Genomic DNA, 20,157 nt, shown 5'->3' with positions numbered 1-20,157 from the left:
GGGCGGCCCCTGGTGTCAGGCGGCGCCGTCCGACCCTGCCGTCAGCAGGGCGACCGCCTGCCGCACCGCCGTCGGCGCGCCGGCCAGGTGCCAGTCGTGGCCGTGCGCCGTCACGACCGTCGCCGCCCCGCCGGCGCCTTCGACGAGCGCCCGCCCGGGCAACCAGTCCCAGTCGGCGCAGTCCGTCTGGACCCACAGCCCGATCCGGCCCGCGGCCACGTCGACGAGGTCGCACGACCCGGATCCGCTGATCCGGATCGTCGCCGCGGCGCCGAGCAGCGCGAACACCGTGGGAGCCGCGTCGTCGCGGAGGTGGGAGGCGTTCAGGAAGGTCGCGACGCTGCTGGTGCCGAGCGCCACGTCGGGCACGTCCGGGACCGGCTCACCGTCGCGCGTCGTCCGGCCGTCGGACGCGACCCAGGTCTCGTCGGGCAGGTGCCGCCGGACCGCACCGACGCGCAGCACGCCGTCGACCTCGAGCGACACCGCGCTGCACCACGCCGGCAGTCCGGCGACGTAGTTGAACGTGCCGTCGATCGGGTCCACCGTCCAACGCCGTCCGGTGGCCGCCTCGACCTGCGCGCCCTCCTCGCCGAGCACTCCGTCGTCGGGCCGGTGCTCCCGGAGCAGCCGGCGCACGAGGTCCTCCGCGGCACGGTCGGCTGCCGTGACGAGGTCGGCGGCCGAGGTCTTGCGCTCGGCCTCGGTGCCGGTGGTGCGCATCTCGGCGGCGAGTCGGGCGGCGTCGGTCACGAGGGCGGCGGCGAGGGCGTGGTCGTCCATCCGGTCACGGTACCGGGCACCGTCCCTCGGACCGGGCGGGGCGCACGGGTGCCGTTCGGAAGCGCCGGTCGTCCGTCAGGGAGCCGTCAGGACCGGCACGGTGCGGCGCGCGCTGCACGAGGCTGTCCGTCGTGGACATGCACCGAGAACGACCGCCGCACCGTGTCGCACGGACCGGCTGGCACCCCTGGGGCCGCTGCGCCGTGCAGCCCGTCACCCGCGCCCTGTGGAGCGGCCGCACGCTCGAGGTCCACCCGCCGGGCACCACGACCGGCGAGCACCTGCTGCTGCGGGCCCTGCAGGCGTGGGGCGTCGGCGGAGCCGTCGGCGCGGTGGGGGTCGTCGTCGCGGCACACGAAGCGCCGGTCGTCGGGGTCGCGCTCGCGGTCGTCGCCTACGTCGCCGGGTTCGCGGTCCTCGCCCGGGCCACCCGTCGGTTCCGTCCGGACGTCCGGACGCTGACGGTGACGGTCTTCCACGGCAACGGCCGCCCGGAGGTGCACGGCGACGTGCGGCTCCTCGAGACCTCGCTCGACCTGCTCTGCCTCGCCGAGACCGCCGTGCGGCGCGGGCAGCTCTCCCGCGTCGAGTACGAGGCGATCTGGGGGCAGGTCTGGGAGGCGATGCCCGCTCGGCCGCAGCGAGTGGATCATCGTTCCCGCGCGCGGACGACCCGTCGGGCGGCCCACTCGTGACCGCCGTCGTGGGGACGGCGACCGGGCCGGTCGACCCGGACCCGGAGGACCTGACGGTGGTGCTCGGCTACGACTGAGCGCGCAGCGGTCGTGGTCAGCCCGACCGCTCGTCGGACGGGAGGCGCGTGGCGGCCCCGCCACGCGCCTCTCGTCCGTCCTCGTCGCGCTACAGCACCGCCTTCGGCACCCGGTGCAGCGTCACCGCCCCGACGGCCGCGAAGGGGTGCAGCGGGTCCGGGTCGCCCGACCCGGTCGGCCCGCCGAGCTTCGAGTCGCCGACGGCGCTGAGCACCGCGTACGCGTCCTCGGCGCTCCACCCGTGCTCGTCGACGAGGAACGCGAAGGCGTCCTCGTACCCGCGCCGCACGCTCTCCTGCACCGGGTCGCCGAGGCCGACGAAGAGCCACTCGTCGTCGGTTTCGATGCGCGGTGCCCGGAGCACGGGGCCGCCCTGCACGAGGTCGACGGACACGATCGCCGTGCCCTGCGCCTCGATCGCGACGAAGGACGACTCGCCCTCGGCCATGATCGCGTGGACGTCCCCGATCGACAGCAGGGCGCCGGGAACCCGGACGGGCAGGTACACGGTCGAGCCGGGCCGGGCCTCGGTGACGTCCATGTTCCCGCCCTCGGCGTACGCCGGCATGATCGTCGAGTTCGTCCCGGTTGCCGGTGCGACGCCGATGCAGCCGATCATCGGCCGGACGGGGAACGCGTGCCGGTCGGTGACGTGGACGACGCCGTCCTCGATCGGGCAGCGGCGCGCGAACACCCCCTCGGGCATGACGTGCTGGAGCGCGCCGGAGCCGGGGAGGGAGACCGACCAGCCGTGGGTCGTGAGCTGGATGTCGTGGATGTGCACGGCGAGGGTGTCGCCCGGCATCGCCCCCTCGACCCAGACGGGCCCGGTGACCGGGTTGATGGGCGCTTCCAGCTTCGCGAGGTCGTGGTGCCGGTCGAGCTCGGCGTAGACGGCGTCGGTCGTCTCGAAGCCGATCGTCTCGCCGGTGCCTGGCGTGATGCGGAGCACGGGCTCGCGGGCCGGGTCGAACCCGGGGACGCCGAGGGTGTTCGGCAGGTGGTGGTCGGGTGTCATGCGGGGTCTCCTTCGGAGCCGACCTCGGTGGATCGGCCGGTCGAGCGGTAGTAGAGGAAGACGGCGGCACCGACGACGAGCCAGATGATCCCGCCGACCTTCGCCTCGACCGCGGCGTTGAGCAGCACGTACCCGATGATGAGGAAGCCGATCAGCGGTACGACCAGGTGCAGCAGCCAGTTCCGCGACCGACCCTTCACGACGTGGTGCACGAACACCGACACGTGCAGGAGCATGAAGCCGAACAGCGCGCCGAAGTTGACCAGCGACGAGATCGTGTCGATCTGCCCGACGAAGAACAGCACGAGGATCGCCGACAGCACCGACACGACGATGATCGCGTTCTGCGGGACGAGCCGGCCGTTCAGCTTGTGCAGGAACGCCGGGAGCTGTCGGTCGCGGCTCATGGAGAAGAGCAGGCGGCTCGTCGCGGCCTGCGCGGCCATCGCGTTGGCGATGCCGACCGCGAGGACGTTCACCGCGAAGAACGCGGTCGCCCACCCGCTCGACGAGGCCTGCTCGACGATGGTGAAGAACGCGTTGCCGGCCTCGCCCTCCGGGAACGCGTCCCGCCCGGCGGCGAGGGCGGAGGCGAGCCAGGTCTGCAGGACGAACAGGAACGCGACGATCACGAGCGCGAGGATCATCGCGGTCCCGGCACCGCCGCGGCGACCGGTCGACTCCTCGGACAGCGTCGAGATGCCGTCGAAGCCGAGGAAGCTCAGCACCGCGATCGACAGGGCGCTGGCGATGAGCGGGGCCGAGACCTTCGACGGGTCCCACACCTGGTCGGTGCTGAACGAGGCGCCGGGCACGGTGCCGCCGGTCAGGGCGACGATCGCGATGACGACGAAGATCGCCACGAACACGAGCTCGATCAGCAGGAACACCCGGTTCGCGACCTTGAGCGACGAGACGCCGAGCAGGTTGATCACCGTGTTGATCGCGACGAACACGAGCGCCCACAGCCAACGGGGCGTGCCGGGGAAGATTCCGACCATGCTCTCGGCCGCGAACACGTAGAGCAGCGTCGGGACGAGCAGGTAGTCGAGCAGGATCGCCCAGCCCGCGAAGAACCCGGCGGTCGGGTGGATGCCGCGGCCGACGTAGGAGAACACGCTGCCGGCGAGGGGGATCGACTTCGCCATCTGCGCGTAGGCGAGCGCGGTGAAGATCATCGCGACGAGGCCGACGATGTACACGAGCGGGACCATGCCGCTCGAGGCGTTGTAGACGGTGCCGAAGATCGCCCACGGGGCGATCGGCACCATGAAGACGAGCCCGTAGACGAGCAGGTCGGTGGTGGAGACGGAGCGCTTGAGCTCCTGCTTGTAGCCGTAGGCCTCGAGCTGGTGCTGTGCAGAGAGCTCGCTGTGCTGCTGCGACATCGTGGTTCCGTTCGGGGAGACGGTGCGTGGGAGGGGATGCCGGACGCCGGGCGCGTGGCTGGGTGGGCGCGCCGGTCGGGTCCGGAGGGGCGGCGGCCGGGAGGCGCGTGGCGGGGTGGGTGCGCGCCTCCCGGCCGGCGGGTCGGTCGGCTCAGCCGGTGGGCTGGTCGTCGTGCTCGGCGAGGAAGGCCGCGATCACGCGGCGGAACTCCTCGGGCTGCTCCAGGTGCGAGCAGTGGCTCGCGCCGGGGAAGACGTGCTGGCGGACGTCGGCGATGCGCTCGACGAAGGGCTGCCAGGTGGCGGGGGTCGCCTCGTCGTGCTCGCCGGCGATGACGAGGGTCGGGGTGACCACGCGGTCGAGACGGTCGACGACGGTCCAGTCGCGCATCGTGCCGATGACGTGGAACTCGTTCGGGCCGTTCATGGTGTGGTAGACCGTCGGCTCCTGCTCCATCTGCGTCTCGGAGTCGACGAAGTCCTGCGGCATGGGGACGACGCGGCAGACGTGGCGCTCGTAGAAGACCTCCGTGGCGGCGAGGTACTCGGGGTCGTCGACGGTGCCGGCGTCCTCGTGGCGGGTGAGGGCGTCCTGCACGTCCTGCGGCAGCTGCGCCCGGAGCTCGGCCGCGCCGTCGACCCAGAGCTGCATCGACGCGGGGGAGTTGCAGATCGCGAGCGACCGCAGGTGCTCCGGTTGGCGGACCGCGATCTCCGACCCGAGCATGCCGCCCCACGACTGGCCGAGGACGTGGTGCTCGCCGAGCCCGAGGTGCTCGACCAGGGCGGTGTACTCGTCGACGAACAGCTGCGGCGTCCACGAGTCGACCGGGGCGTCCGGGCGGTGCGAGCTCCGGCCGCAGCCGAACTGGTCGTGGTGCACCACGGTCCGGCCGGTCTCGTCGGCCAGGGCCGCGAGGTTCCGGAGGTAGTCGTGCGCCATGCCGGGACCGCCGTGCAGGACGACGAGGGGCAGCGCACCCGCTACCGGGGTGTCCGGTTCGGTGACGCGGTACCAGGTGTGGCCGTCGCGGAACGGCATCGTGCCTTCGGTGATGCGGGACATGACGCACAGCATGGCCCGCCCAAAGGTTCCCTGCAATACCTTTCCTGGTCCCGTAACGTGGACGAAACGCAGGGAGGGGCAGGAGTGCCAGATCGCGCGACGGAGACCCGGGTCGACGAGGTCGAGGACCGGCTCGTCACGGCCGTGGCCGTCGGGGAGTACCTGCCGGCGTCACGGCTCCCGCCGGAGCGTGAGCTCGCCGTGCTCCTCGGGGTCGGACGCGTGACCGTCCGTGCCGCACTCGCCCGGCTCGTCGACCGCGGCCTGCTCGAGACCCGCCGCGGCCGCGGCGGCGGCACCTTCGTGAGGACGCAGTGGCCCGACACGTCGTCGGACGCCGTCGGACGGACGCTCCTGGCACGCTGGGCGGGCATCCGCGACACCGCCGACGCGATCGCACTGCTGCACGGTGCGCTCGCCACCGCCGCCGCCGAGCGCATCGACGACGACGGACGAGCGGCGCTCCGCGACCGGTTGGACGCCTTCCGGGCGGCCACCTCCGGGTTCGAGAAGCAGCAGGCGGACGCCGTCCTGCACCGCACGATCATCGACGCCGCGGGCAACGAGGTGCTCGCCGCCACGCTCGCCGGACTGGAGTCGCAGGTGTCCATCGCCGCACCCGCGCACCTGTGGGGCACGGCCGAGGGCATGGCGGAGATGGAGGCGCGGGCGCTCCGGGAGCACGAGGAGCTCGTCGACGCGGTCTGCGACGGCCGTCCGGGGGACGCCGGGGTGGTGGCCCGTCGGCACGTGGGGATCGACCTCGAGCTGCTCGAGCGGGCGATGCTGCGGGCGGGCCAGGTGCCGCGGGGCTGACCCGGTCGCGGTCGGTGTCCCGGGGCCGACCCGGTCGTGCTCGGTGCCGCGCGCTGCGGGCGGCAGCGGTGTCGGGCATGATTGCCGCACGGAAGGAGCGCACGTGGCGGACATCCTGGTGGTGGAGGACGACCCGGAGATGGGTGCGCTCGTCGAACGGGGTGCGGCAGGGGCGTGGACTCGACCGTCCCGCCGACCGGGGGTGGCGCGGAGTCGGCGAGCAGCGCCTCCTCGGCGTGAGTGGTGTCGGGGTCGGCGTGTTCAGGGCGCCGAGGTGGCGGGCAGGTGCCCGTAGGTGTCCTCGTCGACCGGCTCGAGCCACTCGTTGCGCACGTCCGGACCGGGCGTGGTGAAGGCGATGTGGGAGAACCAGGAGTCCGCCTTCGCACCGTGCCAGTGCTTGGTCCCGGCAGGGACGCGCACGGTGGTGCCCGGGGTCATGCTGACGGGGTCGGAGCCTTCGGCCTGGTACCAGCCGGAGCCGGCGGTGCAGAGGAGGATCTGGTCGCCGCCGCCGTCGGTGCCGTGGTGCACGTGCCAGTCGTTGCGGCAGCCGGGTTCGAAGGTGACGTTGCTGACGACGGGTACACCGTCGGTGAGGGGCGCGAGGTAGCTCCGGCCGGTGAAGTACTGGGCGTAGGCGGCGTTCTCCTCGCCGATCGGGAACGGTTGCTCGAACGTCTCGTCGGTCATGCGGGCTCCTCGTCGCGCTCACGCTGGGCTGCAGGTTCGGCGGTCATGTCCCGACCGTACGACTGCGGGGAGGCCGCCGGGAGGGGCTGTCGTCACCTCCTTCGGGGAGCCGGTCAGTTCGTGCTCGTGGCAGCGGTCGGGGTGGTCCCGACGCCGCGCTGGTCGCCGTGTCGGATGATGGGTCGGTGAACCGGACCGATCGTCTCTACGGCCTCGTGGAGGAACTGCGCGCCGCGTCACCGCGGCCACGGAGCGCGCGACGACTCGCGGAACGCTTCGAGGTGTCCGTCCGGACCGTCGAGCGGGACCTCGCGGCATTGCAGGAGTCGGGGCTGCCGATCTGGGCGGAACCCGGACGGACCGGCGGCTACGTCATCGACGCGTCGGCGACGCTCGGCCCGGCGGGGTTCACGCCGGACGAAGCCCTCGCGGTGCTGATCGGGCTCGGCGCGCTCCGTCACAGCCCCTTCCGCCACTCCGCTCGGACCGCCGCGCGGAAGCTGCTCGCGGTCATGCCGGACCCGGACGCGGCACGCGCCAGCGCCTTCGCGTCCCGGGTGCACTTCCTCGAGCGCGACGAGGAGCCGACCGCGCCGGTCGAGTTCGCCGAGGCCCTGCGCGCCGACCGTGTCGTGCAGCTGCGTTACCTGGACGCCGCCGGTGCGGAGACCAGTCGCGACGTCGAGCCGTTGGGGTCGATCGAGAAGGACGGGCAGTGGTACCTCATCGCCTGGTGCCGCCTCCGTGACGGGGTGCGGGCCTTCCGTGCAGACCGGATGCGTTCGATCACGGTGACCGACGAGCGGCCGCAGACGCGCACCCTCCGCGCCGAGGACCTCGCAATCCAGTACGGACGGCTCCGATCCGTCGTCGACGACTGATCACCGACACCCATCCCGGAAACACCGACAGGACGGTGTCGCGACGACCGGCGACGCTGGTGGGACACCATCAGCACCACCGAAGGAGCCCCATGTCGTTCGCATCCGTCCGCATCGTCACCGACGACCTCGACGGTCTCGTCACGTTCTACGAGAACCTCACCGGCCAGCACGCCGAGCGCCCCGCTCCGGTCTTCGCGCAGTTCGGTGACACCGGCGCGGTCCTCGCGATCGCCAGCACCGCGACCGTCGCGATGCTCGGCGGCACGCTCGTCCCGGCGACGAACCGCTCCGTGTTCATCGAGTTCGAGGTCGCCGACGTCGACGGCGAGTTCGCCCGGCTCCAGCCCGCGGCGGAGGACGTCGTCCTCGGACCGACCACGATGCCGTGGGGCAACCGCTCGGCACTCGTGCGGGATCCCGACGGCAACGTCGTCAACCTGTTCAGCAGGCCGACGACTGCGGAGTCGGAGCACTGACGTCCGCGTGAGAAGGTGACGCCGTGGCATCTGCGGAGGACCTCGGACTGATCGAGGACGAAGTACAGCTCGTGCTCGCGGGCCTGCGGGAATGGGGCGGACCAGCACACCTCACCGAGACCCTGGCCCGGGCGTTCGGCTTCGCGGGTGCAACGGACTTCTTCGAGCAGAGCCGGAGGATCCGGGAGTCGCTCGAACGCGGCGCGGCGTTGCCGCCGACCGACTGGCGTCGGGCGCTCCTGGCGACGGAGGTGGCCTTCGCTTCAGACGTCGTCGGGTCGGGGGTCGACTGGGAGACGACGACCGGTGTCCCTGACGCCGTCGCACTCACGCTCCTGCGGAGCGTGCAGCGGAAGATCCGGCACTGAGACGGTCGTCCTTCTCCGCCGACGGCGCGCGCGGAGGATGACGAGCAGCAGCACGAACCCGACCGCGCTGCTGACGAGGATGCTCAGCCCCACCTGCACCGTGACGAACGTCCGGTGGCCGAAGAGTGCATCGAGCAGGAGGCCGATGCCGATGGCGAACCCGGCGATCAGCGCTGCGCACACCGGTTCGAGCCAGAGCGGCGACAGCAACGATGCTCGGTCGACGGGGAGACCCTGGTCCAGCCGCTCGCGCGCGGCCTTCTCGCGGTCGCGGATGGTGATGCCGACCGCCGGACCCCACAGGGCGATGACCGCTTGCCCACCCTCGGGGTCCAGCAGGACCAGCGCGACCATCGTCGCCGCCGCGCCGATCAGGTACCACCAGGGGAAGACGCGGCGCAGCGATACCGCCCAGCGGCCGTCCGGCCCCGTTCCGTCGTTCCTCACGACTGCGTGTCTACACGGGACCTGATCACACCGATGCGTCCCGGGCTCCGTGCGACGATCCCTGGGTGACGAAGCTCTCGCAGGACGCCTGGCCCGAACTGTCCGGCCTGATCGCGGCGGCACCGGCCGCGCAGGTCCTCGAGGGCGGGTCGGCCGCAGACCGGGCACACCTCGGCCTCACCGAACGGTCGTACCTCGGCGCCCTGATCACCCACACCGGGGGGATCACCGTCGACCACGGCTGGCTCCGCCTCCTCGGCGGTGCCGGGGGACGGCTCCCGTCGGTGCTGGACGCCAACACGGACTCGTCGGGACGGTGCGTCGTCGGCTTCGACGTGCTCGGTGGCGTGTTCGCGCTCGACGGCGGCTCGCTCGGTGTCGGGGACGGGCGCGTGCACTACTTCGCCCCCGACAGCCTCCGGTGGGAAGGCCTCGACCTCACGCACAGCGAGTTCCTCACGGCGATGCTCACCGACGCGATCGGGCACTTACACGGATCGCTCCGGTGGGACGGGTGGGCTGCTGACGTCGCTGCCCTGGCGCTCGACCGCGGCTTCTCGATGTACCCGCCGCTCTGGACCGCGGAGGGCAAGGACCCGAACGCGAGCGACCGGCGGGACGCCCCGATGACCGAGGTCGCGCGCGACCACTGGCCGGCGGGGACGTCGGAACGGTCGGACGGTCGTGGCTGAGACGTGACCAGACGACGGGCGGTCATCGGTCGCGAAGGCCGGTGCCGCTGCGGACGCTGACGTCCTCGACCCCGAGTACTTCGGGGTCACCTCCGGCGGGCGTGACTGCTCGAGTAGCCTCGGCCCGTGTCCGTCGAACCCGATCACCTCCTCCCGCTCGACGTCGTCCGGGTCGGCGACGACCTCCTCGTTCCCGATGCGTTCCGACCGGTCGCCGCCGTGGTGCTCGCAGCGGGCGGCCCCGACGTGGTCGAGTGGCTGACGTGGCCGGATGCTCTGCTCCCGGAACGAGCGATCGAGGAGGCGGAGGCGTGGGCCACGTCGACCGGCGTGTGGATCGTGTACCGATCCGACGACATCGACGAGGTCACCCGGACTGCCGTGTTCGTCCGCCCGGACGGCATCAGCGGATCGGTCACCCTCGGTGATCGGCAGCCCGTCGGGGCGGATGACCACGGACTGTGGGTCGGTGACCCGCGGGACGCCTCGGCATGGGACGGGCTCCCGGTCGGCGACGACGACGGCGCCGAGGAAGACGACACCGGCTTCTCCGTCGCCGACGAGGAGTCCCTCGACTGGATCGACGCCGGACCGTTCTGGCCGGACCCGTCGACGTGGACCGAGTCTGCCGACCACGATCCGGAGCCCGCGGTGGGACGGGACGCGGACGCGGACGAGGACGAACACGCGGACGAGGACGAGGACGAGGACGACGACGCGGACGAGGACGCGGGCGCGACGACTGCAGGGTGGTCGATCGAGTTCGGTGACCCGGACCTCCTCGCCGATGCCGCCGCTGCGTGGGACCCGCCGGAACCCGGCCGTACCGGGCCCACCGACGTCGTGCGCATCGCGCCGGACGGCTCTCGCTCAGTCGTGCACGTCGACCACCTCGTTGACGGCGTGTGGCTCGACGACGCCGTTCTGACGCTGCGCTTCCACCGTTCCGGGCCGCGCAGCGACCCCGACGGCTGGGGCGTCGTGTACGAGCCGCGGACCGTCCGCGTCGACGTCTCGGCCGGGCTCCCCGCGACGGTGACCACCGAGGCGTTGCCGTCCTTCGCGGTGGTGGAGGCGACGGACGACGCTTGGGAGCGCGAAGTGGGCGAACGGGAGGCGCGTCGTGCACGGTGGATCGACCGCCTCGACCTCGCCGGTGTCGCCGGTTCCACCTGGCCGAGGTACGACGCCGACGCGGTCTGGGTGGAGCGACAGGTCGGGCGACTGCGGGCGCAGTTCGTCGGCCTCGATCGACCGGACCTGGTCTGGACGCCGGCGACCGGTGACACCCGGCGCCGCCGGAGCGACTACCGCGACGTCGTCGTCGAGGTCGAGGGAGCGGGGCCGGACACTGCGCTCGTCGTGTCGTTCGAGCACAGCGCCGTGCCCTTCCTGCGACTGCGCCGCCGGTACCGGGTGTTCGACGGTACCGGGCGACCGCTCTCGTGGCCCTACGTGACGGTGCACCTCGAGGAGGACGTCGCATCCTGTCACATCCCGTCGCGCGACGCCGCGGTTGACGGCGTCCTGGACATCTGAGGCGCCGCGGCACACGGACACCCGTGACGACCTCGAGCCGCCCCGTGGCGGACTCAGGGCGGCGTCGACCCCTCGAGCCGCGCCTCCTCGGCGTCGTATCCCGCACGGACCTGCCGGAGCACCAGGTCGTCGATCTCGTCCGCGTCGCGGAGCCGCAGGAGCGTCGCCGCCTTGTGCCGGACCAGCGCGAGCTCGAGCGCGACCGTCGTGTCGTGCCGCTGCAGCGCCGGGTGGTCGTCGTCGTCCTCCTCGCGGGCCTGGATGACGTCGAGGTGCGCCTCGAGGTCCTTCCGCACCCGCTCGACCGCGGCTCGGTCGGCCCCGGCCTTGCGAGCGAGTCGAGGGAGCGCGTCGAGCGCCTCCTCGACCGCCGTCCGCTCGGCGTAGCGGCGCTCCTCGCCGACCGACTCGTCCTCGGGGAGGGCCGCGCGACGGAGCACGGCGGGCAGGACGAGCGCCTGCCCGACGATCGTGACGACGACGACACCGGCGGTGACGAACACGATGAGGTCGCGGTCGGGGAAGGCCCCGCCGGACTCGAGCGTTCGGGGGACCGCGACCGCCATCGCCAGGGACACCGCGCCGCGGAAGCCGGCGAACCCGCTCACGAGCCGGTCGCGCCGTCCCTCGCGGGGCTCGCCGCCGAACCGTCGGGTCACGAGCCAGACGGTGCCGCCGAGGGCGCCCTCGAAGGCGAACCGGACGAGGACGAGCACGACGGACACGGCGAGCACGAGCCCGACGCCGGTCCACAGCTCGCGGGCCTCGAGCTGCCGCGCGGCGACCATCGCCTCGATGCCCACGAGCACGAACAACGCGCCGTTGAGCAGGTACGTCAGGAACGACCAGAAGGCGCGGACCTGCTGGCGGGTCTCCGCCCGGTCGAGCTTCGGCGCGACCTGGCTCACCACGATGCCGGCGGCGACGACGGCGAGCACGCCGGAGGCACCGATCGCCTCGGCGCCGAGGAAGGCCGCGAAGGGCACGAGCAGCGTGACCATGTTCTCGAGCACGACGGTGTCGACGCGACGCAGCACGAGCGACCCGAGCCACGCGGCGAGCAGCCCGGCCGCCACGCCGCCCACGTAGGAGAGCACGAGCATGCCGGACACGTTCCAGAACGTCAGCTCCTGCGTGCCCACCGTCACGGCGACCGCGATGCCGTAGACGACGAGCGTCGTGCCGTCGTTCACCAGGCTCTCCGCGCGGAGCACCGTGACGTTGCGTCGCGGCAGCATCTTCGTGAGCACGCCGACGGCGGTGGCGTCGGTGGGCGCGACCGCCGCGCCGAGCACCCAGGCCGGCCCCCACGGCATGCCGAGCAGGTGCAGGAGGGTGGCGACGACCCCGGCCGTCACGACGACGAGCAGGGTGCCCATGAGGACGATGCCGCGCAGGTTCTTGCGGATCTCGCGGAGCGACGTCGTCAAGCTCTCCCAGTACAGGAGCGCCGGGAGGAACAGCAGGAGGACGGCGTCGGCGGGCAGCTCGACGCGGGCGAACGTCGGCACGAAGGCGAGCAGCGCGCCGATCACGAGCAGCAGCACGGGAGGGGCCACCCGGATGCGGTCGGCGACGGCCGCCGTCAGGGCGATGGCGAGGCCGAGGGCGACCACCAGTTCAGGACCGAGCACGGATCTCCTCGCGGTTCGTCGGACGCGTCAGTCAACGCCGCCGGTACTGCGAGACCTTCCCGATCCGCGTCCTCGGGACTCAGCCCGCGGCCACCCGTCGTCGTCGGAGCCGTCGCGCCCACGCCCGCCACGGCAGCGAGGTGGCCAGCGCGAGCCCGATCACGACGCTGCCGAACCACGCGACGACGATCCCGGGGACCGGGACGAGCAGGCTCGTCCAGAGCAGCACCGCCAGGACGCCGAGCACGTACGCGGCGCCGGCCTTCAGGTACCGCAGCCGCTGCAGCCCGGCCGACTGGTCGAGCCGCGAGGTGAGCCGCGCCAGGAACACCGCGCCGACGCCGATCGCCGCGACCGCGACCGTCGCCTGTTCGAGCGCGCCGAGCCCGTCACCGCCGAGCAGCCCGGAGCCGGACAGGCTGTACACGCCGTCGAGGATCTCGAACAGCATGAAGACGACGAGCCCGCGTTCGAACACGACCGTCGAGGCGTAGGTGTGGACGCGCCAAGAACCTGCCGTCGCGACGGACCCGGTGTCGGTCCCACCGAGGCCGCGCAACGACCACGCGGCGACGCGCTTCGACCCGAGGTATGCGCCGGTGCCGGCGACCCCGCCCAGGGCGACCGGGAGCACCGTGGTGACCGACCAGCCGTCCTCGGCTCCGACGAGCGACGTGGTGACCAGCACCCCGGCGACGGCGGTGACCAGCGCCCAGACGCGAGGACGCGCGACCCGGGCGAGCCGCGCTTCCAGGCCGCCCAACCAGGACCGACGCGACAGGCGGTCGGTGTTGAAGAGGTACTCGGCGAAGACGAGCCAGATGAACGCGGCGCCGAAGGCGGCGAGGGCCGGACGGACCTCGGCGAGGTGCGCGGTGAACGACCCCGGCGCGAACACCGCCTCGTCGACCGCCGACGCGGGGTCGGTCACACCGCCCACGGCGACCGCCGCCGGCGGCAGGGCGAGTCGCATCGCGAGGACGCCCGCGACGATGCCGAGCGACAGGAACAGGCGCCGTGCGGGGGAGTGCAGGCGGCCGGCGATCCCCGCCATCGGGACGGACGAGTCAGCCGCCATCGCGATCTCGAGCAGCGCGAGCGCCGCGAACGCCAGGGCGGCGGCGGGGCCGAGGACGACCCACGCGACGGCGGCCGCCGACAGGGTGAGGACGAGCGGCAGGGTCAGGAGCGATCTCGTGGCCATCACCCCATGCAGCCCGCGGCACCTGGACGACGTGTCCGTCCGGGCTGGCAGACGGCCTGGAGGCACCGGTGCGTTCCGCAGGACGGGTGACGGCCCGTCCCCACTTGCGGGGACGGGCCGTCGGTGCGCCGGACGCGGAGGCTGCGGTGGCCGGCACGACCGTGCCGGTGGCGTCAGTCGTGGAACGTCTCGATCGACGCGCCGAGCGAGTTCAGGCGCTCCTGCAGCTGCTCGTACCCGCGAGCGATGATGCCCACGTTGCGGAGCACGCTCTCGCCCTTCGCGGCGAGCATCGCCAGCAGGATGACGACCGCCGGGCGGAGCGCCGGCGGGCAGCTGACCTCGGCACCCGAGAAGTGCGTCGGCCCGGTGACGTCGAGCCGGTGCGGGTCGCGGAGGGTGACGCTCGCGCCGAGGCGGGTGAGGTCGAGCAGGTGGATGGCCCGGCCCTCGTACACCCAGTCGTGCACGAGGGTGGTGCCCTCGGCCATCGCCGCGATCACGACGAAGAACGGCAGGTTGTCGATGTTCAGGCCGGGGAAGGGCATCGCGTGGATCTTGTCGATCGGCGCGTGCAGCTCGGACGGGTGCACGGTGATGTCGACGAGGCGCGTGCGGCCGTTCGCCGCTGGGTACTCCTCGCTGACGTCGAAGCGCAGGCCCATCTCGGCCAGGGTCGCGAGCTCGATCTCGAGGAACTCGATCGGCGCCCGCGTGACGGTCAGGGTCGAGGACGTCACGATGCCGGCGGTCAGCAGGCTCATCGCCTCCACCGGGTCCTCGCTCGGCCAGTAGTCCACGACCTCGTCGATGCGGCTCCTGCCGGTGATGCGGAGCGTCGTCGTGCCGATGCCCTCGATTTGCACGCCGAGCAGCTCGAGGAAGAAGCAGAGGTCCTGCACCATGTAGTTCGGGCTGGCGTTCCGGATGGTGGTGACGCCGTCGCGGGCGGCCGCGGCGAGGATCGCGTTCTCGGTCACGGTGTCACCGCGCTCGGTCAGGACGACGGACTTCGTCGGCACGGCGGTGTTCGCCACGTCCACCTCGTACCAGCCGGACGTCGCCTCGACGTCGACGCCGAAGGGGCGCAGCGCGATGAGGTGCGGCTCGACGGTGCGGGTGCCGAGGTCGCAGCCGCCCGCGTAGGGGAGGCGGAAGGAGCCGTAGCGGCCGCTCAGCGGACCGAGGAACATGAGGACACTGCGCGTGCGACGGGCTGCGTCGGCGTCGATGGCGTCGAGGTGCAGGTCGGCCGGAGCGACGATCTCGAGCGTCTCGCCGTCTGCCGACCACGTGACGGTCGCGCCGAGGCTGCGGAGCACGTCGATGATGCGGTCGACCTCGACGATGCGGGCCACGCGGTGCAGGCGGGTCACCCCGCGGTTGAGGAGCGACGCGCAGAGCAGTGCCACGGCGGCGTTCTTGCTCGAGTTCACCGCGATCGACCCGCTGAGCTTCCGACCCCCCTGCACACGCAGGTGCGCCCGCTGCGGGGCGCCGCCGATCGAGACGATCTGCTGGTCGAGGGCGTCGCTGATCCGGGTCAGCATCTCGAGGGAGAGGTTCTGGCCGCCCTGCTCGATCCGGTTGATCGCGCTCTGGCTGGTGCCGACGCGTTCGGCGAGCTGGGACTGGGTCATGCTGCGGCCCTTGCGGGCACCGCGGATGAGGGCGCCGACCTCGCGGAGGGGCGCGGCGGCCGAGGTGGCGGCCGCCGGGTCGGCGGGCGTGACGACGGTGGTGGTGTCGGACATGGACGCCACGGTAACACGGTGGTGAGATAAAACAGCGTCCCGGTCACGGCTTCTTCGCAGGTACGACCGCGGTTCAACTCATCCATGAGTTCCCGAGACCTCGGCGACCGTCGGTCTGCACACCGCCGCTAACGCGTCGGCCCGCCGCGCCGATAGGCACCGGTGCACACCCACGGACGGGTCTGCATCCCGCCCCACGGACGGCGGCGGGACGATCGAGAACCAGGACGGGCCATGATCGTCGTCACACGACTCAACGGCAGCGCATTCGCTGTCAACCCCGACCTCGTGGAGCGCATCCAGGAGACGCCGGACACGACGCTCATCATGGTCGACGGTGCGAAGTACATCGTCCGCGAGTCCATGGCCGAGGTCATCGACGCCGTGGCCGCCTACCGCGCCCGGATCGTCGGCATGGCCTACGGTGCCGAGCTCCCGTCGAACGTCACGGGCCCGCAGCCCACCCTCGCCCCGGTCGCCCCGCTGGTCGCGACCGGCCGTCGCGACGGTGCCCGCACGCTGGACGGGGGGCGCTGAGATGGACATCGCGACCATCGTCGGGATCCTGCTGGCCTTCGGCGCCCTGTTCGGCATGGCGCAGATGGAGCACGTCGAGATGGCGGGGCTCTTCCTGCCCGCCCCGATGCTCCTCGTGTTCGTCGCCACCATCGGCTGCGGCGTCGCGAGCACGACCATGAAGGACGCCCTCGCCGCGTTCAAGACCGTGCCCAAGGCGTTCACCGGCAAGGTCACCCCGCCCCAGACCGTGATCGACGACGTCGTCGGACTCGCCGAGACCGCGCGGTCGAACGGCCTGCTCGCGCTCGAGCAGGAGGCCGACAAGCACGACGACCCCTTCATGAAGAAGGCCCTGCAGAACATCGCCGACGGCACGGACGGCGACGAGCTGCGGATCCTGCTCGAGGACGAGATCGAGTCGAACGCCGCGCCGATGCGGAGCGCCAGCGCCTTCTTCATGGGCCTCGGCGGCTTCGCCCCGACGGTGGGCATCATCGGCACGGTCGTCTCGCTGACGCACGTGCTCGCCAACCTCGGCAAGCCCGACGAGCTCGGCCCGCTCATCGCGAGCGCGTTCGTCGCGACGCTGTGGGGCCTCCTCACCGCGAACTTCCTCTGGCTGCCCTTCGGCGGGAAGCTCCGGAAGCTCGCGCAGCTCGAGGCGGACCGGCAGACGCTGCTCATGGAGGGCCTGCTCGCGGTCCAGGCCGGCAGCCAGCCCCGCCTGCTCGGTGAGCGCCTGACGGCCATGGTGCCGCCGGCGGCACGCGGTGCGGCCGGCAAGGCGGGCAAGGGCGCGAAGGCCAGCGTCGACGACCAGCAGCTGGCGGCCTGACCGTGAGCGCGAACCCCCGCGGGCGTGGACGCGGTCGGAAGAAGGGCGGTCACGACGAGGCCGAGCACCCCGACGAGCGCTGGATGGCGTCGTACATGGACATGATCACGGTCCTGATGTGCATGTTCCTCGTGCTGTTCGCCATGTCGTCGGTGGACCAGGAGAAGTACATCGCGCTGAAGAACTCGCTCGCGACCGGCTTCGGCGAGGTCAAGTCCGAGAAGGTCGACACCGCGTCGGGCACGATCGTGTCGAAGTCCCAGGTCACGAAGGACGGCAAGGGGTACGCGACCGACAAGTCCGACGCCGACCACTCCACGGCGGCGTCGGGTGCCGAGGACACGAACGTCGACCCGGCGTCGACGGCGGTGCCCCCGGTCGCGACGAAGGCCGACCTCGCGGCGGCGCAGTCCGAGCTCGACGACCTGAAGGCGATCGAGGCGGCGATCCAGGGCAACCTGCAGAAGGCCGGCGAGTCGTCCAAGGTGCAGTTCGCCGTGGACGACCGCGGGCTCACCGTCCGCCTCGTCGGCAGCGAGACGTACTTCGCCACGAACAGCGCCGACCTGTCCGACCAGGCGCGTCGCATCATGGACGCCATCGCGCCGGTGCTGAAGAGCAGCGCCCACGACGTCAGCGTCGAGGGCCACGCCGATCAGCGGAACTCCACCGCGCCCTACGCGACGAACTGGGAGCTCAGCGCAGCCCGGGCGACGGGCGTGCTCCGTGACCTGGTCGAGCGCGGCGGGATGCCCGCGGACCACGTGCAGAGCGTCGGCTTCGGGTCGAGCCGCCCGCTGGCCCGGGGCGTCAGCGACGCGGACAACACGCTCAACCGTCGGGTCGACATCGTCGTGCTGTCGAACCAGGACCAGGACGTGAGCGCCCTGATGCCGGCGCTGGCGAAGGCGCAGGACGGAGCACGACAGGGCTAGACCGCTCGCGGACAGGATCCGCACCACCCGTTCCCACCCCGCCGCGCCGCGCGTCGGGGCGGTACCGGCACCCGTGTCGCCACCGCCCCAGTACGGGGTACAGCACTGACGGCCGATGCACAGCGGCCGACAGACGCACCCGTGACCGAGACCCTGCCCGCGCCCGAGGTGTACGACTTCGCGCGCCCGTCGACGCTCGCCCGCGAGCACGCACGGGTCCTCGAGCTCGCGTTCGAGACGTTCGCACGCCAGTGGGGCACGCAGCTCACGGCCAAGGTGCGCGCCGTCAGCCAGGTCACGTGCGAGCAGGTCGAGCTCACGACGTACGACGAGTACGCCGCCTCCCTGCCCGCCCTGACCGGCATGGTGCTGCTGCCGATCGCGGAGACGGCTCCGAAGGGCGTGCTGCAGGTCCCGCTCGACGCCGCGCTCACGTGGGTGTCGCACGCGCTCGGCGCGTCGAAGCCGCTGCCGACCCCGGAGCGCACCTTCACCCCCATCGAGCAGGCCCTCGTCCGCAAGATCGTCGAGGACGCCCTCGACGACCTCCGGTACTCGTTCGGCGGCCTCCTCGCGCACGACGTCACGACCGGTGGCTTCCAGTTCAACAGCCAGTTCGCCCAGGCCGCGCAGAAGGGCGACCTGATGATCGTGGCGTCCTTCTCGATCCGCGTCGGCGACCGCGTGGCGCCGGGCACGCTCGCGCTGCCCGCCGAGGCGGTGCTCCCGCAGCTCGGCGAGGACACCACGAGCGTCTCCGCCGCCGACGCGAAGGTCCTGCTCGACGCCCAGCTCGCGAACGTGCCCGTCGGCGTCAGCCTGCACTTCGCGCCGGCCGCGGTCCTGCCGACGCAGGTCCTCCGGCTCGCCGTCGGCGACGTCCTGCCGCTGCCGCACCCGCAGCACCGCCCCCTCACCATCGCGGTCGACGGCGAACCCGTCGGCACCGCCGCCGTCGGCGCGAACGGCTCGTGCCTCGCCGGCATCGTCGTCACCACCACCGATCCGGAGCAGCACGCATGAGCGCCACCACCACCCTCCACGCCACCGCGGCCGAGTCGCTCGCGGCGCAGCTCCCGACGGCCGCCCCGCTGACCGCCGTCCTCCTGCCGGGAGGCGCGGCTCCCGTCGCCCTCGAGGCCGCGGTGGACGGCGTGGTCGCGTCGTTCGTCGGCGGGCTCTCCGCGGACCTCGCGCTGGTCCTCACCGACCTCGCCGCGGTCGTCGCCGCCGGTGGTGCCGACGCCGCCCTGGTCGACGTGACTGACGTGCTCCGTCCGTCGCTCGAGGCCGCCGCCGGCGTGCTCGGCGTCGGGGTGCTCGGCGACGCCCGGCGGGAGTCCGCCGCGTCCCTGTTCGCCGACCCCGAGACGGTGGTCTTCGAGCTCACCGCCGGCGGCGTCGCCGGGGGCTGGTTCGGCATCCGGGTCCGCGAGAACGGCACCGTGTCGGCACCGGCGGTCGCGGGGGCGCTGCCCACCGGCAACCTCGGCCGGATCAACAACGTCGAGATGACCCTGACGGTCGAGATCGGGCGCACCCGGATGTCGGTCCGCGACGTCCTCGGCATGGAGCCCGGCGCCGTCGTCGAGCTCGACCGGAGCGCCGGCGCCCCCGCGGACGTCCTCCTGAACGGCCGGCTCATCGCGCACGGCGAGGTCGTCGTCGTCGACCAGGACTACGCGGTCCGCATCACCAAGATCCTCGACGTCGCCGAGACGGTCTGATCCGTGGACACCCTCTGGATGGCCCTCCGGGTCGCCGTCTCGCTCGGCGTCGTGCTCGCCCTGATGTGGGTGCTGCACCGTCGCGCGACGAAGGGCGGCCTCGGGGCCGCGGCGAAGGGCCGCGGTCGTCGGTCCGCCGCGGTCGAGGTCGTCGGTCGCCAGGGCATCGGCGGCAAGGCCAGCGTCGTCGTCGTGGACGTCGAGGGCGAGCGCCTCGTGCTCGGCGTCTCCGAGCAGAGCGTCTCGCTGCTGCGGAGCGGCCCGACCCCGGCCCCCGAGCTCAGCATCGTCACCGGTCCGGTCGTCCTGCCGACCGTCGCACCCGTCGCACCCGTCGCGCCCGAGCCCGCACCCGCGGCCCCGTCCGCCGACCGGTTCGGCGCGGAACTGGAGCGGCAGGACCGGGCCGCCACGGTCCTCCCGGCCGACACGGCGACGCCGTTGCCCATGCGCCCCCGCGGATCGGCCCGCCGCCCCGGCCGCGCCGTCGTGCCCACCGCGCAGCAGCTGCATGGCTCCGTCCTGTCCGCGGACACGTGGCGGCAGGCCGCGGCCGCGCTCCGGGGCCGGCGGGCCGGGTGACGGCCGCGCTGCGGACCGGCCGCA

General features: G+C 72.6%; 21 protein-coding genes. 12 read left to right on the top strand and 9 right to left on the bottom strand.

What is annotated here, in order from left to right:
- Nucleotides 1-15: 15 nt before the first annotated feature.
- Complete coding sequence (locus Cus16_RS02295; RefSeq protein ID WP_069710967.1) at nt 16-783, bottom strand: inositol monophosphatase family protein; 768 nt, start codon at nt 781-783, stop codon at nt 16-18.
- A 137-nt stretch (nt 784-920) separates the two neighbouring features.
- Here Cus16_RS02295 and Cus16_RS02290 point away from each other — a divergent pair, with 137 nt between their 5' ends.
- Nucleotides 921-1,478 (top strand): DUF6611 family protein, encoded by a 558-nt coding sequence (locus Cus16_RS02290; RefSeq protein WP_317614856.1) that lies wholly within the window; start codon nt 921-923, stop codon nt 1,476-1,478.
- Nucleotides 1,479-1,644: 166 nt separating this feature from the next.
- Here Cus16_RS02290 and Cus16_RS02285 read toward each other — a convergent pair whose 3' ends face one another.
- From Cus16_RS02285 to Cus16_RS02275, 3 genes are all read right to left on the bottom strand, one after another.
- Nucleotides 1,645-2,574 (bottom strand): acetamidase/formamidase family protein, encoded by a 930-nt coding sequence (locus tag Cus16_RS02285; protein ID WP_069710965.1) that lies wholly within the window; start codon nt 2,572-2,574, stop codon nt 1,645-1,647.
- On the bottom strand, nt 2,571-3,962 hold the full coding sequence (locus tag Cus16_RS02280; protein WP_069710964.1) for an APC family permease: 1,392 nt from the start codon (nt 3,960-3,962) through the stop codon (nt 2,571-2,573). Before Cus16_RS02280 ends, Cus16_RS02285 begins: the two co-directional genes overlap by 4 nt.
- A 151-nt stretch (nt 3,963-4,113) precedes the next feature.
- Nucleotides 4,114-5,028 (bottom strand): proline iminopeptidase-family hydrolase, encoded by a 915-nt coding sequence (locus tag Cus16_RS02275; RefSeq protein WP_223246492.1) that lies wholly within the window; start codon nt 5,026-5,028, stop codon nt 4,114-4,116.
- Between the two features lie 84 nt (nt 5,029-5,112).
- On the opposite strand from Cus16_RS02275, the gene Cus16_RS02270 reads away from it, so the two are divergent.
- Nucleotides 5,113-5,844 carry a FadR/GntR family transcriptional regulator gene (locus Cus16_RS02270; protein WP_083263629.1) on the top strand — a complete coding sequence of 244 codons (732 nt, stop codon included), beginning with the start codon at nt 5,113-5,115 and terminating at the stop codon, nt 5,842-5,844.
- 261 nt (nt 5,845-6,105) lie between these two features.
- Here the strand turns inward: Cus16_RS02270 and Cus16_RS02265 are convergent, their stop codons facing one another.
- A complete protein-coding gene (locus Cus16_RS02265) occupies nt 6,106-6,537 on the bottom strand; it encodes a cupin domain-containing protein (RefSeq protein ID WP_069710962.1) in 432 nt (143 codons plus the stop codon).
- A 185-nt stretch (nt 6,538-6,722) separates the two neighbouring features.
- Between Cus16_RS02265 and Cus16_RS02260 the strand changes: the two genes are divergently transcribed.
- Both Cus16_RS02260 and Cus16_RS02255 read left to right on the top strand, forming a co-directional pair.
- The gene (locus tag Cus16_RS02260) at nt 6,723-7,418 is read left to right on the top strand and encodes a helix-turn-helix transcriptional regulator (protein ID WP_069710961.1); all 696 of its coding nucleotides are present in this window, start codon (nt 6,723-6,725) and stop codon (nt 7,416-7,418) included.
- A 92-nt stretch (nt 7,419-7,510) separates the two neighbouring features.
- A complete protein-coding gene (locus Cus16_RS02255) occupies nt 7,511-7,897 on the top strand; it encodes a VOC family protein (RefSeq protein ID WP_069710960.1) in 387 nt (128 codons plus the stop codon).
- A gap of 263 nt (nt 7,898-8,160) precedes the next feature.
- Here Cus16_RS02255 and Cus16_RS02250 read toward each other — a convergent pair whose 3' ends face one another.
- Nucleotides 8,161-8,712, bottom strand: coding sequence for a hypothetical protein (locus Cus16_RS02250; RefSeq protein ID WP_069710959.1), 552 nt, complete (start codon nt 8,710-8,712; stop codon nt 8,161-8,163).
- Between the two features lie 65 nt (nt 8,713-8,777).
- Between Cus16_RS02250 and Cus16_RS02245 the strand changes: the two genes are divergently transcribed.
- Entirely contained in the window at nt 8,778-9,404 is a 627-nt protein-coding gene (locus Cus16_RS02245) for a DUF2625 family protein (protein ID WP_069710958.1), read from the top strand.
- Nucleotides 9,405-9,530: 126 nt separating this feature from the next.
- The gene (locus Cus16_RS16510) at nt 9,531-10,943 is read left to right on the top strand and encodes a hypothetical protein (RefSeq protein WP_069710957.1); all 1,413 of its coding nucleotides are present in this window, start codon (nt 9,531-9,533) and stop codon (nt 10,941-10,943) included.
- 53 nt (nt 10,944-10,996) lie between these two features.
- On the opposite strand, the gene Cus16_RS02235 is transcribed toward Cus16_RS16510, so the two are convergent.
- From Cus16_RS02235 to Cus16_RS02225, 3 genes are all read right to left on the bottom strand, one after another.
- Complete coding sequence (locus Cus16_RS02235) at nt 10,997-12,577, bottom strand: Na+/H+ antiporter (protein ID WP_069710956.1); 1,581 nt, start codon at nt 12,575-12,577, stop codon at nt 10,997-10,999.
- Nucleotides 12,578-12,656: 79 nt separating this feature from the next.
- Nucleotides 12,657-13,781 (bottom strand): DUF475 domain-containing protein, encoded by a 1,125-nt coding sequence (locus Cus16_RS02230; RefSeq protein ID WP_069710955.1) that lies wholly within the window; start codon nt 13,779-13,781, stop codon nt 12,657-12,659.
- A gap of 173 nt (nt 13,782-13,954) precedes the next feature.
- A complete protein-coding gene (locus Cus16_RS02225) occupies nt 13,955-15,535 on the bottom strand; it encodes a helix-turn-helix domain-containing protein (protein ID WP_223246491.1) in 1,581 nt (526 codons plus the stop codon).
- Nucleotides 15,536-15,769: 234 nt separating this feature from the next.
- Here Cus16_RS02225 and Cus16_RS02220 point away from each other — a divergent pair, with 234 nt between their 5' ends.
- The 6 genes from Cus16_RS02220 (at nt 15,770) to Cus16_RS02195 (ending at nt 20,133) form a co-directional block, all read left to right on the top strand.
- Nucleotides 15,770-16,072 carry a flagellar FlbD family protein gene (locus tag Cus16_RS02220; protein ID WP_069710954.1) on the top strand — a complete coding sequence of 101 codons (303 nt, stop codon included), beginning with the start codon at nt 15,770-15,772 and terminating at the stop codon, nt 16,070-16,072.
- A 1-nt stretch (nt 16,073) separates the two neighbouring features.
- Nucleotides 16,074-16,889 carry a motility protein A gene (locus Cus16_RS02215; RefSeq protein ID WP_069710953.1) on the top strand — a complete coding sequence of 272 codons (816 nt, stop codon included), beginning with the start codon at nt 16,074-16,076 and terminating at the stop codon, nt 16,887-16,889.
- A 2-nt stretch (nt 16,890-16,891) separates the two neighbouring features.
- Entirely contained in the window at nt 16,892-17,824 is a 933-nt protein-coding gene (locus tag Cus16_RS02210) for a flagellar motor protein MotB (protein WP_069710952.1), read from the top strand.
- A gap of 141 nt (nt 17,825-17,965) precedes the next feature.
- Nucleotides 17,966-18,847 (top strand): flagellar motor switch protein FliM, encoded by an 882-nt coding sequence (locus Cus16_RS02205; protein ID WP_069710951.1) that lies wholly within the window; start codon nt 17,966-17,968, stop codon nt 18,845-18,847.
- Nucleotides 18,844-19,551, top strand: coding sequence for a flagellar motor switch protein FliN (gene fliN, locus Cus16_RS02200; protein ID WP_069710950.1), 708 nt, complete (start codon nt 18,844-18,846; stop codon nt 19,549-19,551). The genes Cus16_RS02205 and fliN overlap by 4 nt, the downstream gene beginning before the upstream one ends.
- A 3-nt stretch (nt 19,552-19,554) precedes the next feature.
- Nucleotides 19,555-20,133 (top strand): FliO/MopB family protein, encoded by a 579-nt coding sequence (locus Cus16_RS02195; RefSeq protein WP_069710949.1) that lies wholly within the window; start codon nt 19,555-19,557, stop codon nt 20,131-20,133.
- The last annotated feature ends 24 nt before the right edge of the window (nt 20,134-20,157 follow it).

The sequence above is a fragment of the Curtobacterium sp. ER1/6 genome (assembly GCF_001742745.1).
Taxonomy (GTDB): Bacteria; Actinomycetota; Actinomycetes; order Actinomycetales; family Microbacteriaceae; genus Curtobacterium; species Curtobacterium citri.
This window is presented reverse-complemented; position numbering and strand designations above follow the sequence as displayed.